General features: G+C 59.9%; 8 protein-coding genes. 5 read left to right on the top strand and 3 right to left on the bottom strand.

Annotated elements, in window-relative coordinates; translation table 11 throughout:
* Window positions 1-110 precede the first annotated feature (110 nt).
* The 3 genes from ISN74_RS01685 to ISN74_RS01675 all read right to left on the bottom strand — a co-directional run bounded on the left by ISN74_RS01685 (window position 111) and on the right by ISN74_RS01675 (window position 7,324).
* Window positions 111-2,486 (bottom strand): TIM-barrel domain-containing protein, encoded by a 2,376-nt coding sequence (locus ISN74_RS01685; RefSeq protein ID WP_188796767.1) that lies wholly within the window; start codon window positions 2,484-2,486, stop codon window positions 111-113.
* A 144-nt stretch (window positions 2,487-2,630) separates the two neighbouring features.
* Complete coding sequence (locus ISN74_RS01680) at window positions 2,631-4,202, bottom strand: alpha-amylase family glycosyl hydrolase (RefSeq protein WP_229678933.1); 1,572 nt, start codon at window positions 4,200-4,202, stop codon at window positions 2,631-2,633.
* A 224-nt stretch (window positions 4,203-4,426) separates the two neighbouring features.
* The gene (locus ISN74_RS01675) at window positions 4,427-7,324 is read right to left on the bottom strand and encodes a TonB-dependent receptor (RefSeq protein WP_188796766.1); all 2,898 of its coding nucleotides are present in this window, start codon (window positions 7,322-7,324) and stop codon (window positions 4,427-4,429) included.
* Between the two features lie 460 nt (window positions 7,325-7,784).
* Here ISN74_RS01675 and ISN74_RS01670 point away from each other — a divergent pair, with 460 nt between their 5' ends.
* From ISN74_RS01670 to ISN74_RS01650, 5 genes are all read left to right on the top strand, one after another.
* Window positions 7,785-9,416 carry an alpha-glucosidase family protein gene (locus tag ISN74_RS01670; protein WP_188796764.1) on the top strand — a complete coding sequence of 544 codons (1,632 nt, stop codon included), beginning with the start codon at window positions 7,785-7,787 and terminating at the stop codon, window positions 9,414-9,416.
* A gap of 387 nt (window positions 9,417-9,803) precedes the next feature.
* On the top strand, window positions 9,804-11,309 hold the full coding sequence (locus ISN74_RS01665) for a hydroxymethylglutaryl-CoA synthase family protein (protein WP_203546683.1): 1,506 nt from the start codon (window positions 9,804-9,806) through the stop codon (window positions 11,307-11,309).
* Window positions 11,310-11,553: 244 nt separating this feature from the next.
* Entirely contained in the window at window positions 11,554-12,348 is a 795-nt protein-coding gene (locus ISN74_RS01660) for a TOBE domain-containing protein (protein ID WP_188796760.1), read from the top strand.
* Between the two features lie 95 nt (window positions 12,349-12,443).
* Entirely contained in the window at window positions 12,444-13,013 is a 570-nt protein-coding gene (locus ISN74_RS01655; RefSeq protein ID WP_188796758.1) for a molybdopterin-dependent oxidoreductase, read from the top strand.
* A gap of 65 nt (window positions 13,014-13,078) precedes the next feature.
* A complete protein-coding gene (locus tag ISN74_RS01650) occupies window positions 13,079-14,650 on the top strand; it encodes a porin (protein ID WP_188796756.1) in 1,572 nt (523 codons plus the stop codon).
* The last annotated feature ends 17 nt before the right edge of the window (window positions 14,651-14,667 follow it).

Genomic DNA, 14,667 nt, shown 5'->3' with positions numbered 1-14,667 from the left:
TGCCCAAGCCCGACCCGCGCGGGTGGTGATGCATGGTAGGCAAGTCGCCCTTCCGTGGCAGCGTCATGCATACGTATTCATGCATGGTCCGCCGCCACGGTGTGCGCCTGTCAGTGCTGAGTGCTTCCGGTATCCAGCACCAGCTTGGCTGCCGATCCCGCGGCAAGCCTCACCCATGTCACCGGACCGTAGCGATCCTGGCCACTGGCCCAGCCTTCATCGCCGGATGCTGCGTTCAGCGCATCCAGGCTCGGGAATGGACGTACCGCGTGACCGTTTGCGTTGACGTGCTGCGCGGCAGTGCCGTGAATCTTCACCAGGTAGGTCCGCAACGCGGGCTTGAAACTGCCCTTGGCCGCGTCCGTGTTGAAAATCACACCCTCTGCCGTGCGCTGCAAACCAAGACGCTGCGAAAAGAATGCGCCATGTTCGTAGGCGTACGTAGCGCCATCATCGTCGTAATAATCGAAATAGGTGGCGTGGTCCGTGGGAAATGCATCCACCGACAACTCGGTCACCGGATGCTCGCCGACATAGTCCATGACCGGCTGCATGGGAATGATCGCACCTTCGCGAATGAACAGCGGGATATCGCTCCAGTTCTTGCTGTCCACCGCGTAGTGAATCGTTTGGCCACCCTGGTATAGCGTGCCTTTGAAATAATCGATCCACTGCCCTTCCGGCAGATAGATGTCTTTCTGCGTCTGTCCCTTGGCAACCACCGGCGCCACCAGGAGCCCGTCGCCGAACATCCAGGCATCCACATCGTCGCGCACTTGCGGATCATCCGGATAATCGAAGAACAGCGGCCGTACCACGCCCACGCCCTCCGTCGTGGCCGCCCGGTCATAGCTGTAGATGTACGGGATCAGCGCATAGCGCAGCCGGATTGCGTCCGTCGCAACCTTTTCCGCCACCGGTCCGTACATCCACGGCTGCCGTTTTTCGCCCAGGGTGCCATGCACGCGGAAGATCGGCACGAACGCGGCAAACTGCATCCAGCGCGCATAGTTCTCGTTATCGGGATGGCCTTTGAAGCCACCGGTATCCATGCCCCACTTCATCTCACCGACATCGATCGCGCTAAGCATGCGCTGCCGCTGCGCAGCCATGCTGTCGAAGCCGGTGTCGATATCGCCAGACCATAGGCCATAGGCGTAGCGCTGCGAGCCGAGGTAGAAATCACGGTTGATCGACCACACGCGAATAGGCGTGAAGGCACGCTGCCCGTCGTACAACGCGCGCTGCATGTTGAGGAACTGGGTGTCGCTATTGGTATCGTCGGCCTCATCATTCCACCAGCCGACGATGCCGGTCTCGAACGAGTGCCTGAGGTCCGCATTGAAGAACCAGGTACGTACCGCTGCCTGATCGAAATCCACTTCGCGCACGGGTTTCAGCGAGAAATAATCGGTGGTCTGCGGACGTCCCGCCGCCCAGTAGCCGTGTGCTTCGGCGTAACGGCCTTCTACCGTGTCGACATGGATACGCGGCTTCATGATGCCGGTCATATGCATGCCGAGTTCGTCCATCGTCTGTTTCAGCTTGCCACTGGGACCATCCGGAAACTTCGTAGCATTCCAGCGGAACTCCCCGTAGTTATCGTCACCCCAGGCCTTCCAGTCGAAGTCAAAGGTGAAGTTGTCGATCGGGATATGCCGAGCGCGATAACCGTGCACGATAGCCAGCAACTCCTGCTGGTCGCTGCCCCACTGGCTGTTGGTAAAGCCCATCGCCCATTTCGGAAACAGCGGCGGCGTGCCGCTGAGCGTAGACAATGCTTTGAAGATCTGCGGCGGCGCGCCTGCGATCACGTCGAAGCTGATATCCGGGTGGCTGATACCGCTGACCCGAATAGCCCCGCCGTCGAGGTCGAATTTCGCACCGATGGTGTCTACCAGCACACCATAGCCGCGGGTACTCCATACGAAAGGCGCACCGGGATAACCCTGCTCACCCGCCTTGGCGACTTGCACCCCGCTGCGTATCACCCCGTCCTTTGCAGGCTCGAAAGCGTCGTAGCCGCCAATGCCGTAGAGCGTGTCGGCGGCGTCATGCTGCAGGTCGATATGGCCGTCCATCAGCGTGGCCGGGTCGGTCTGCAGCAGCGCATGCCCCTGTCCGTCCTCGATGTTGAGGCGTGCTGTGTGTTTGTCCCAGGTGACCGTCAGCGCATCGGTGCCGAGGGTGGCCGCATCCGCAGTGGAACTGACGTGTAGATTCGAAAGCGCCTGATGGCTGGCGTGCGGATCCATCACAAGGCTTGCCGGCGTGTTGATGCCATCGGGCATACCGTGGACCTGCAAGGTATCAGGCGCCAGGAAGCGCAGCATGATGCGGTCCTTGCCATGGACCAGCACCATGCCGTGCTCATCGACATGTTCGAGCTGGAATCCGGTGCCGCCGGTGTCGGGAGATCCTGCCTGGATGGATAAGGTGGCGACTAAAAACAGACCGCCTATTGCCAGATTACGCCGTGTTCTCATCCAAACGTCCTTCTTCAATACAGGAACTTTACTGCGTCGACGTGTGATCGCGGCCAATGGCTTGGCCGCGGGGTCGCCCGACTATAACCGCAGTTGTTGGATGCTGGGGAGAATGGACGGCCAGAACCCGTGCACGTCGCACGCTTATTGCAGGATGGCCGTAGCGTAAGGGGGCAAGCTGACCTGACCCGAAGCCAGCGCGACACCCGACTTGCTCTGCAGCAGAATCGTAGCGACATGCGCATCGGCGCCAAGAGGAACCACGCGTGTCTCGCGCGACAGGTTATGCACGACAAGCACGCGGGATTGCGCATCCTGCAGCGTGTACGCCAGCACATGCGGATCGTCAGCCGGCATGTTGTGCAACGCGCCATCACGCAACGCACTTACCTGTTCGCGCCAGCCGATCAGCTTGCGATACAGATTGAGCAAGGAATCGGGATCGGCCTGCTCCGCTTCCACGGAAACATCCGGACCATCGCTGGTGCTCCAGCCCTTCCAGCGCGCAAGCCCCGGGCCATCGCCATGGCGATACCAGCGCATCGGTTCGCGGATGTCCTCATCGGGCTTGCTGCCCTGCATGCCCAATTCTTCGCCGTAATAAATGAAGGGATGCCCTGGCAAAGTCAGCAATAACGCGGCAGCAAGGCGCATGTGGGCCATGTTGCCCTCCAGCTGACTCATCACGCGATCCTGATCGTGGTTGGACAGGAAGGGGGCATCATCAAACTGACCACCTGCATGGGCACGATAAGCCGCATACGTGTATGCCAGTCCCCTGCCGATGCCAAGATTGCGTTCCTGTTTCACGCTCTCGATCAACTGCGTCGCCACGGGAAAATTGAACACCGTGTTCAACGGTCCCATGTAGGGCGTGAGATCATCGGGATTGTGCCGCGCCACTTCACCGACCAGCCACACGTTCGGATCGATGGCTTCCAGGCCACGGTGATATTCCGTCCACCAGGCGATGTTTTTCTCCAGCGCAACCGGACTGTCCATGTCGGTACGCAGGTCGTCGTAAATGTGTTGTGCGGCATCCAGGCGGAAACCATCCACACCCTGGCGCAGCCAGAACTTGCCGACGTCGATCATTTCCTTGCGTACGGCCGGGTTGTCGTAATTCAGATCCGGCATCGCGCTAGTAAATACGCCCACGTAGTACTCGCCATTCCGCGCGCGATGCCAGGCGGGGCCGCCGGTGGCGCTGATCGCTTTCAGATCGCTGCCCGGCTTGGCCCATACATACCAGTCATGGTGCGGGTCGTTCGGATTCAAGGCCGCCTTGAACCAGGGATGCTGATCACTGGTGTGATTGATCACCATGTCCATCACCACTTTGATGCCGCGCTTGTGCGCTTCATCCAGCAGATGCTTGAAATCCTGCATCGTGCCGTATTGCGGATTGATGCCTTCGTAATCGGTGATGTCGTAACCGTGGTAGCTCGGCGAGGGATTGATCGGCATCAGCCAGATGCCGCTGACGCCCAGCGACTTGATGTAATCGAGCTTGGCGGTGATGCCGTTGAAGTCGCCGACACCATTGCCCTTGCTGTCGTAGAAAGCACGGACGAAGATTTCGTAGTAGACCCCGGAGGAGGCTTGCGCGGCAGGCTGCGCGGTCGATGCATCTTGTCGGGCATGAACGGGAAGAGATAGCAGCAGCGCTGCCACGGCCATCGCCGCGGCACGGGAAAAGGCAGGGAATCTTGGCACGGTGATCTCCTGGGGATGGAGGGTATGTATGCGCGCTGCGCCAAGCTGCCTGAGTGCAATCCATGCAGATAGCAACGTTGGGGTGCGCCTGCGGCTTACCACCAACCGGCATCGCGCAACTTAGCAACGACGCCTATCCGGATAAAAGAACCCGACCCTGCAAACGTCCGCGAGGTCGGGGAGGGGTAAGCCTGGCATCAAGAAGGCGATGCCAGGCGCTAGGTTTACAGACTCAGGTTGACGCCAGCGTAGAACGTGCGGCCGAAGTACTGGATCGTGCCCGTGTTCGACGGGACGCCGAAATACGTCCGCGACGGCATGTTGTTCAAGTTCAGGATCTGGAACAGCACGCTCACATTCTTCGACAGCTTGTAGGCCGTTTGCAGATCGATCTCGTTTTCCGAGTCGTAGTACACGAACTCTGCATTCACCGCGAGCTGCGAGTCGGAGACCCACTTCGAGCGGTAGGTGTCGGTAATGTTGCCGGAGAACCTGCCGTCGTCGTAGAAGATCTGCGCACTGGCCACGTTACGCGACAGACCCGGGAAAGCCGACAACACCGTGGTACTGCCATCGGGGTTGCTGGTACCGAACGGACTCTGGGTGAACGCATAGTTCGCACCAAAGCCGAAGTTCGACCAGAAGCCCGGCAGGAAGTGGGTCTTCTGGAACGATGTTTCAAAACCACGCAACATCGTGCCCGGCGCGTTATAAGCCGAGGCGTACGAACCATTGAGGTAGGGCTGCCCCGTCGCCGGATTGGTCGGCACAGTGATGCCCGCCGCGGCGAAGTTGAATTGGTTATACGAGACCTCTTGGATATACGTATTGAGATGCTTGACGAACACCCCGGCGGTAAACAAGCCGGAGGAATCCTCGAAGTAGTGTTCGTAATTCAAGTCATACGACATCGCCGTCATCGGACGCAGCAACGGGCTGTAGCCACCCCAGACATTGAACGTAGCACTCGGGCCACTACCCGATTCGTAGGAACCCGCACCCGCCAGCATGTAGTTGAGTGTCGGGCGCGACAAGTCCTTGGATATCGAGAAGCGGGTCTGGTCGTTGTCGGTCCAGTGGTAGATCAGGTTCGTCGACGGCAACCACTTGGTATAGCTCATGCCCAGATTGAGCGGCACGTAGCTGGTGGATGTGTAGCCGAACCCATCCGTGATCGGCACGCCGGTACCTGTCGGCACCTCTTCCAGGCCCGAGCTGGATTGCTGGGTATACGCCACGCGTACACCCATGTTGCCGGTCAGTTCATGCCCCCATAGCGTGGTATCAATGTCTGCCTGCAGGAACATGTCGCGCACCTTTTCGTTCACGGTGCCGCTCTGCACGCCTGTCCAGGCCTGACCATTCGGATTCAGGTCAAGCTGCGGGTCTGCCTTCAGGCCATAAGCCGACAGCACCAGCGGCGTATTGATCTTCAGGAAACAGGGCATGCCGCCAAACGAGCCTTGCCAGCACACTCGCGACGTATCGCCGCTGCTGAGCGGCAAGGGCGGCTGGCCGCCCGAGGCATCGCCCGTTGTGTAGTTGTTATTGCCATACACCCACGACGTGCGATCGGCGGTGTAGTTCTGATTGTTGATATACACACCTGCCTGCAGATCCGAGAAGATCGCGTCATTGTCGAAGTCATACTGCAGGCTGGTACGGAACCCCTTGTAGTTCTCGCGGTAGATGTAGGGGGACACGTTTATTGACGTCACCGCCATATCGTTCGGGTTGGTATAAATACCCGGATTGCCGACCGAGAATTGACCAATGCGCTCGCCGTTGTTGACGAATGTCGCGGACTGGTTCATCAGCGTCGCGGTGGAGGGGTTGCTGAGACCGTTGAACGGTTCGGCCTCGGCCCACAAGTTGTAGTCATTGCTCGACGAATGCGACAGCGACGCATCCATATCCAGATGCCACGGGCCATCGTTCCATTTCGCGTTCAGCCCCGTGGAAAATACGTTCGAGTCGGTGGTGTCGTTTCCCGACAGGGTGGCGTTGGAGAATTGCGCATTAGCCGGGAGCGCCGCACTGGTTATCGTGCCACTGGTCACCCCGTTGTACGCATCAAAGCCCGGGTTGGTGATGGCGACACCGCCATTGTCATACGCCTGCGAAACATAACCGTATTGATATTTGGTGTTGTCGAACTTGGAGTAGTACGTATCGTCCGTGATCTGCCAGTGATCGTTGGGGCGCCATACGATGGTCGACAGATATCCCGTGCGGCGTTCTTCACCGCCCTCCTGGATCACTTCCGTACCTTCAGGGACATAGGCCTGCTTACCATTGACGGAGGTGACCTGCCCTCCCAAGCCATCGTATTGCTCAGCGACGTACGGCTGGTACAGCTGCGCAAAACCCAGGCCCACGCCCAGCGTGTTGTCGAGGAACTTGCCCTGGTAGGCCACGCTCAGGCGGTAACCCTCCGGGTCTGCACCGATCACATCGTGCGCCTGGCCGTCGTAGCTGCCGCGTGCATCGACGTTGAGCGATTGGTCTTTGGCGTTATCCAGCGGATTGGCCGTCTGCAGGGCGATGGTGCAACCCACGCCGCCCTCGATCAGTGACGCTTCCGAGGTTTTGTACACCGTTGCCTGACTGATCAGCTCAGATGGGTACTGGTCGAACTGGATGTAGTTGCTGCCGCTGGTGGAGGGCTGCTCGCGACCATCCAGCGTAGTCTCGATGAAGTTGCCCGACATGCCCCGGCAGTTGATCTGTGATGCCGAGCCAGAGACGCGTTCGGCCGAGACGCCCGGCAGTCGGGTCAGTGCGTCGGCGATGGACTGGTCCGGCAGACCGCCGATATCCGCAGCCGTCACCACGTTCTGGATGGTGTCGGCATAGCGCTGGTAATCAATCGACTTCTCGACGCTGCCAGCAAAGCCGCTCACCGTCACCGTGGCCAGATTCTTGGCAAGCTGCTGCTGGCTCTTCTGGTTGCTGGTGGTGGCGCTGTTGTCGTTGCTGGTGGTGGTGGTCGATGTACTTGTACTGGTTGCACCGGTCTGCTGCGTCGCCGTTGCCGGCGCCGACTGGGCAGACACGCCAAAGGCCATACACAGGCCTGTCGATGCCAATGCCGCAGCAAGCAAATTCCGCTTGATTGTCATGCTTTCCCCTCCCCCAAATAAATTTTTAGTCACCTGGTTTTTTCATCGCTGGTGGCCAGCTGTTGTTTCGCGCAACACGAGCACCGGCCACTTGCACGCAGACAGATCATGTCGGCGGCGTGAGCGGATGGTAGGGCGCGCATTTCGGAGCAAACACATCATGCATACGTATTCATAACACCCCCCTTGCGGGGTGCATCGCAATGCAGCATGACGGAAGAGGGAATCCTTCCCGAGGCCGAAAAACAACCACGAAAACGCGTAATTCTCGCATCTTTGGCGATGCACCGCGAGGTGATCGATGCTCCGTGGTGTCTTCGCTCGCTGGTACAGATGACGCAACCGCAGCACGAATGAATACGTATGCAAACCCCTGCGATCCGGGCCGGGCCAACGGCTAAGCTGCACACCGTTCGCAGCGCAGGGCCATGGAATCCCGCGCTCACAGGCGGGGTTTTCAATGGTCGATGCAACATTCTGGTGGCGCGGCGCCGTCATCTATCAGATCTATCCACGCAGTTTTCTCGACACCAACGGCGATGGTGTGGGTGATCTGCCTGGCATCATCCAGCGCCTGGATTACGTGGCGAGCCTGGGTGTTGACGCAATCTGGATCGCACCCTTTTTCCGTTCGCCGATGGCGGATTTCGGCTACGACATTGCCGATTATCGCGATGTGGATCCGCTGTTCGGCACGGTCGACGATTTCGACCGCCTGCTCGCCAAGGCGCATGCGCTGGGCGTAAAGGTGATGATCGACCAGGTGCTCAGCCACACCTCTGATCAACACGCATGGTTCAAGGAAAGCCGCGAAGGCCGCGACAATCCCAAGGCCGATTGGTATGTGTGGGCCGATGCCAAGCCGGATGGCAGCGCACCGAACAACTGGCTGTCGCTGTTCGGCGGCTCGGCGTGGCAATGGGAGCCGCGGCGCGGTCAGTACTACTTGCACAACTTTCTCGCCTCGCAACCCGATCTCAACTTCCACCATCCGGATGTGCGCGCAGCCGTGCTCGACAATGTGCGCTTCTGGCTGGACAAGGGCGTCGATGGCCTGCGCCTGGATGCGATCAATTTCTGCTTCCACGATCGCCAGCTGCGCGACAATCCGCCCAAACCGAAAGAAAAACGCGTCGGTCGCGGTTTCAGCCCGGACAATCCATACGCGTTCCAGTATCACTACTACAACAACACGCAGCCGGAAAATCTGGCCTTTCTGGAAGATCTGCGTGTACTGCTTGATCGCTATCCGACCGCAGTGACGCTCGGCGAAATTTCCTCCGAAGATTCGCTGGCTACCATGGCCGAATACACGCGCGGCCATCGCCTGCACATGGGCTACAGCTTCGAACTGCTCAGCAGTGAATTCAGTGCTGCGTACATCCGCCAGACGGTGGAGCAACTCGAAGCGCAGATGGATGAAGGCTGGCCGTGCTGGGCCATTTCCAATCACGACGTGGAACGCGTGCTCACGCGTTGGGGCAACGGCAACGCCACGCCACGCCTGGCGAATGTGCTCACCGCGATGCTGTGCTCGTTGCGCGGTTCGGTCTGCATCTATCAGGGCGAAGAGCTGGGTCTCACCGAAGCCGAGGTGCCCTACGAATCGCTGCGCGATCCCTACGGCATCACTTTCTGGCCGAACTTCAAGGGCCGCGATGGCTGCCGCACCCCGATGCCGTGGGACGACAGCGCCTTTGCGGGCTTCAGCAAGGTCACGCCCTGGCTGCCGATCGACAAGGCACACAAGACGCTCGCGGTCGCCTATCAGGAAGCCCATCCGGACTCGGTACTGAACGGTTTCCGCCGGTTCATGCAATGGCGCGCCACGCAGTCTGCCTTGCGCCTTGGCGACATCCGCTTCCTGGAGACGCCCGAGCCAGTGCTCGCTTTCGTGCGCAACCATGCGGGCGAGCAGGTGCTGTCGGTTTTCAATCTTGGTAAGCAACCGCAGACACTGAACCTGCCGGAGGTCGGCACTGCGGAGCTTCTCACCGGTCACGGACTGCAGCAGGGAACCCTCGTCGATGGCGCGTTGCAGTTGCCTGGCCATGCTGTGCTGTTCGCGCGACTGATCGACGCCCAAGACTGAACGCCAGCCAAGCCCGTTGAAGCGCTAAAGCGGCCGTTCTCGCCACCTGCGAGGACGGCCTTTTGCTTGATGGAGCCGGGTGATTGGCGCATCTCTGCGCGTTGACAGTTACACGCGTAACTACCTGCAAATATTGCCAAAGCAAGCACCTCGGTGTGACAGATGGACCAGTCGCCCCCACCGGGAAGAAGGGTTAAAATCCCGTAGTTCCGGCAGGGCGCACCGCATGGATCCCCGTTCGGACGGCTTTTCAGTGACCACAAGCAGGCCCTGAAAGCCGCATACGACGCGCTCACCCATGGCCATGTGCCTTGCATGCTCACGCGTGCAGGCTGCGGCTATCGTGGCGCCGGCTTTGCCCCCGCAAATCACCGAGGAACACAGGTTTTGAACACAGCGAACGATACGGCAGCACAGCAGCGTAACCCTGGCGTGAGCGGCATGAGCCTGTATGTCCCCCAGCCCCGCGTTCCCCTGCAGGCTTGGTGCGAATGGACCGGCAACTCTTGGGATAAGGTGCAAGCCGTCGTGGGTCGCAGCTTCCGTCGACCGGCTCCGTACGAAGATGCCTACACCATGGCAGCCACTGCAGTGCTGCGCCTGATTCGCCAGTACAACGTCGATCCGCGCAACGTCGGCCAACTCGCCCTGGGCACGGAGAGCAGCAAGGACAACTCCGCGGGCGCCGTGATCGTGCGCGGCATGGTCGATCGCGAACTGCAGCGCCTGGGCCTGCCGCGACTTTCCCGCCAGCTTGAAGTGCCTGAGTTCAAGCACGCCTGCCTCGGCGGCGTGTATGCGCTGAAGAGCGCGCTGCGCTACGTCGCGTTCGACGCCAAGGGCAAGCAGGCGATCGTGGTGTGCAGCGACATTGCCGAATACGAACGCGGTTCCAGCGGTGAGCAGACGCAGGGCGCCGGCGCGGTGGCGATGCTGGTGGAAGCCGATCCGAAACTGTTCGAAGTGGATCTGGCTCATTCCGGCAGTGCCTCCGACTACCGCGGCCCGGATTTCCGCAAGCCGTTCGCCCGCCATTTCGATCAGGACTATGGCCAGCGCAGCAAGCGTGCGCACGATTTCCCGGTTTTCAGCGGCAAGTACTCCACCTTTGCCTACCTTGACGAAACCGGCCAGGCCGTGGACGCGATGCTGGAACGCCTGGGCATTTCCGATCTCGACTTCATCAACGGCGCGGACGGTCTGTTCTTCCATCGTCCGTATCACATGATGCCGCTGCAGGCGCTGGCCTTTATCTACGCACGCGCACTGGCGCGTGCGCCGCAACCGAACGCGGAATTCCAGGCGCTGTGCGAACAAGCTGGCGTCTCGGCAGAAGGCGTGGTCGCCGAATGCCGCAATCAGCCGGATCTGTTCGGTGAATTTGTGCGCCTGGGCGCGGGCGCGGATGCTGCGCAGGAGCCGCATCCGCTCACCACCAAGCTTTCCGGTGTGGTGCGCAAGAGCCCTGCGTTCCAGAAACTGTTGGCCGAACGCGTCAACCTCGGCACCGATTGGGCGATGGAGCTGGGCAACCTGTACACCGCCGCCCTGCCGGCATGGATTGCCGCGGGCTTTGAGCAAGCGCTGGAAAACAACGTGGAACTGGCCCATGCCAAGCTGTACGCCATCGGCTACGGCAGCGGCGATGCCTCCGAAGCCATCCCGCTGAAGGTCGTACCGCAGTGGCGTGAAGCAGCGGGCAAGATCGATTTCCGCAAATCACTGGCTGCAGCCACCGACCTCTCGCAGCAGCAGTACGAAGCGCTGCATGACGGCAAGCACGCCGAGCTGGATTGCCCGCCGAGCGATCAGTTCAAGATCGCGCGCACTGGCAGCACTTATGAAGCGACGTTCCAGGATCTGGGTGTGGATTACTACGAGTTTGTGCCCTGATTTTTTGCAAAAAAGGTAAACGGTAAATCTCGCGGATAAGCCGACGATCTCCTCACCGTCATTCCGGCGAAGGCCGGAATCCATCGCCAGTTCGAAGCATGGATTCCGGCCTTCGCCGGAATGACGGCGAGGAAGAATCGAGTGCAACGGCAACTTGAGCATCTGAGCAGGTGACCTCGATCACCTGCCGCTCACACCCACCTTTAGCTAGACTCGCCCCACGCCATGACGAGCCGGGTGGACCATGTTCAAGCTCAAAGGCATGCTTTCGCTGCAAGCCGGTGATCAAATGCTAGGTGGTGCCGATCGCATCACCTTGCTGGCAAAAATCGGCGAAACCGGATCGATCACCGCCGCCGCCCGCGCCGTTGGCATGAGCTACAAGGGCGCCTGGGACGTGATCGATGCCATGAACAATCTGGCGGACGAACCGCTGGTCACACGCATGGCCGGTGGCAAGGGCGGCGGCGGCACACAGCTGACGGAGCGTGGATTACGCCTGATCGAAGCCTTCGCCGCACTCGAAGACATTCACCGCCGTTTCCTTGAGCAATTCGAAACGCTGGCCGACGCCCCGGCCGCCGACATCCAGCTGATAAGGAGCCTTATGTTCCGCACCAGCGCACGCAATCAATTGGCCGGCCGCGTCGTCACGATTCACAAAGGCGTGGTCAACGACACCGTCGAACTGGCACTTCCCGGCGGTGAGCATGTCGTCGCCACGCTCACCAGTGAAAGCACGCAAGACCTCGGACTGGAAGTCGGCAGCGAAGCCATCGCGCTGATCAAGGCATCATCCGTGTTGGTCGCATTGGCCGATCAGGATTTGCATCTGTCGGCGCGCAATCAATTTCCTGGCACCGTCACCCATGTCACGCTGGGACCCGTGAATGCCGACATACGCATCCGGCTGAGCGGCGGAAACGTGATGGGCGCGGTCATCACCTCCGAAAGCGCCACGGCGCTGGGCCTGCAGGAAGGTACCGCGGTGGTGGCAATCGTGAAGGCATCCAGCGTGATTCTGGGCACGAGCCGGTAACGCCAAACCCCGTCACAATCCGTCCACCGACATCCCCGTGGTTCGTCATATACTCGACCTCATAACGCCCTGAACGGGCGCGGGGATGAAGTCAGATGCTCTTCGGAAGCGGATGCACCTCCATCCGGCGATGGCGCCGCGCATTCAGGCTGATCAAGGTGACAGCGCTGCTGACCGGCTGTCTTGCACTGCCCGTTTTCAGCGTCACGGCGCAAACAGCGACACCGACCTCACCAACCCTGCGTGTACTGGTCGACGGCAAACCTCCGGTCGTACTCGATCACAACACCTTGACCGCGATGCCGCTCACCCGTGCCGACACGCCAGCCATTCATCACGAACCTGCCACCCACTGGCAAGGCGTGTCCCTCGAAGACATCTTGCAACACGCCGGCGCGCCCAGCGGCGAACAACTGCGCGGACACGGCATGACCACGATCGTGCGCATTACCGCCACGGATCATTATCAGGTGGTTTTCAGCCTTGCCGAACTGGATCCCATGCTCGGCAACGAACAGGTGATGTTGGCTGACACGCAAGATGGTCATCCCATTGCCAAGGATGGGCCTTATCGCATCGTCGTGCCTGGCGACAAACGGCCCGCACGTTGGATACGCAACGTCACAACGATTGAGGTGATCAACAGCACCACGCCGTCACCTTGATCCATTTTCCATAACCACGCAGACGGTGATTGCGTTTCGCCACGCACTCACGGGGAGACTTCCGCATGCTGAAGAGATGGATAGTTGCCAGTATGGTTGTTGCGTTGATGACCACCAGCATCACCGCACAGGCTGATGGGTCGAGCGCTGCCGATGCGCCAGCCACCGAACCGGCTCCGGCTGCTGCACCCACCCCCGCAGCCTGCACGAGCACCCAGGAATTCTTCGCCACCGATTGCCCGCTGACGTGGCACGGCATCACCTTGTATGGCGCCTATGACATCGGTGTGGGTTGGGTAAGCCATGGCTTACCGGAGAACGGCTTTAACTATGAAGGCGAATCGCTGGTCAACCGCAACGGCAATAAGTCTCGATTCCTCGTTGCGCCGAACAACCTGTCACAAACGAGTCTAGGCATCAGGGCCAAGGAGCAGGTGGTAGACGGCTGGTCCGTCGTGTTCAACGCGTCGACTGGCTTTAATCCGCAGTCTTTCCACCTTGCCAACTTAGCTGCCACGAACACCATCAACGCAGGCCGCGCCAGGGACACCTATTCGTTTGCCGGAGACGGTGCGCGCGCAGGCCAAGTGTTCAACGACGAAATCTATGGTGGCATATCGTCAGTGGATTTCGGCACGCTCACGTTCGGCCGTCAACGCGCGCTCGGCACCGATGCGATGCTCCTATACGATCCTGCCGGCGGCGCGTATTCCTTTTCGTTCATTGGCTATAACGGCCTGATGGCCGGTGGTGGCGACACTCAGGACACGCGTTGGGACAACGCCCTGAAATATCGCCTCACCTATGGACCGATTCATTTCGGCGCGATGTATAAATTCACCGATGGTCAGGGCGGCTGTTACTCCGCCGCCTCCACGTGGACTGCCGCCACCTGCACGCCGGAAAACCCGCATAACACCGCCTATGGATTCGATGTTGGCGGAACCTACGACAAGTTCTCCGGTGATATCGTCTACCAGCATGTCGACCAGGCGATCAGCGTACTCAATCCGCTACTGGGGCCTGATAGTCCGACGCAGCCTTATCAGTCGACCCTCAACAGCATCAACACAAATCCCATCACCGGCGCCAATCTGATCGGGATGGCTAACACCGAGTACGGCATCGTCACCAACAACAGCGCCATCATGGGTGCTGCCAAATATATTTTGGACCCGTTCAAATTCTTTGTCGGCTACGAGCACATCCGGCAGATGAATCCCACGAATCCCCTAGGCGTGGGCGCCACGGCGCAGGGCGATTATGTTCTGAGCGGCGTCGAAGACAACAATCTCGATTCTCCCAAAGTCGTGCAGGTCTGGTGGACAGGCGTGAAATACGCCTTCGACAGCCAAACCGATATCACGCTGTCCTACTACCACGAGCTGCAAAATAACTTCCGTATTCCGTCGACCTGCTCACCAACTGCCGGATACCGCAGTTCCTGCGGAGGCACCCTCAACGAGGTGTCGCTGTACGTGGATCATCACTTTACCAAGCGTTTCGACGCTTATGCGGGTGTCGCGTATTCCGATGTGACCGGCGGTCTGGCCATCGCCATTCCTCACGGCCCCGGCGTGCCCTATTACCACGACAACAACCTTGCTCCGACCATCGGCGCCCGCTTTGTCTTCTGATTGTTTTATGTCTTGGC

The sequence above is a fragment of the Dyella caseinilytica genome (genome assembly GCF_016865235.1).
Classification (GTDB): domain Bacteria; phylum Pseudomonadota; class Gammaproteobacteria; order Xanthomonadales; family Rhodanobacteraceae; genus Dyella_B; species Dyella_B caseinilytica.
This window is presented reverse-complemented; position numbering and strand designations above follow the sequence as displayed.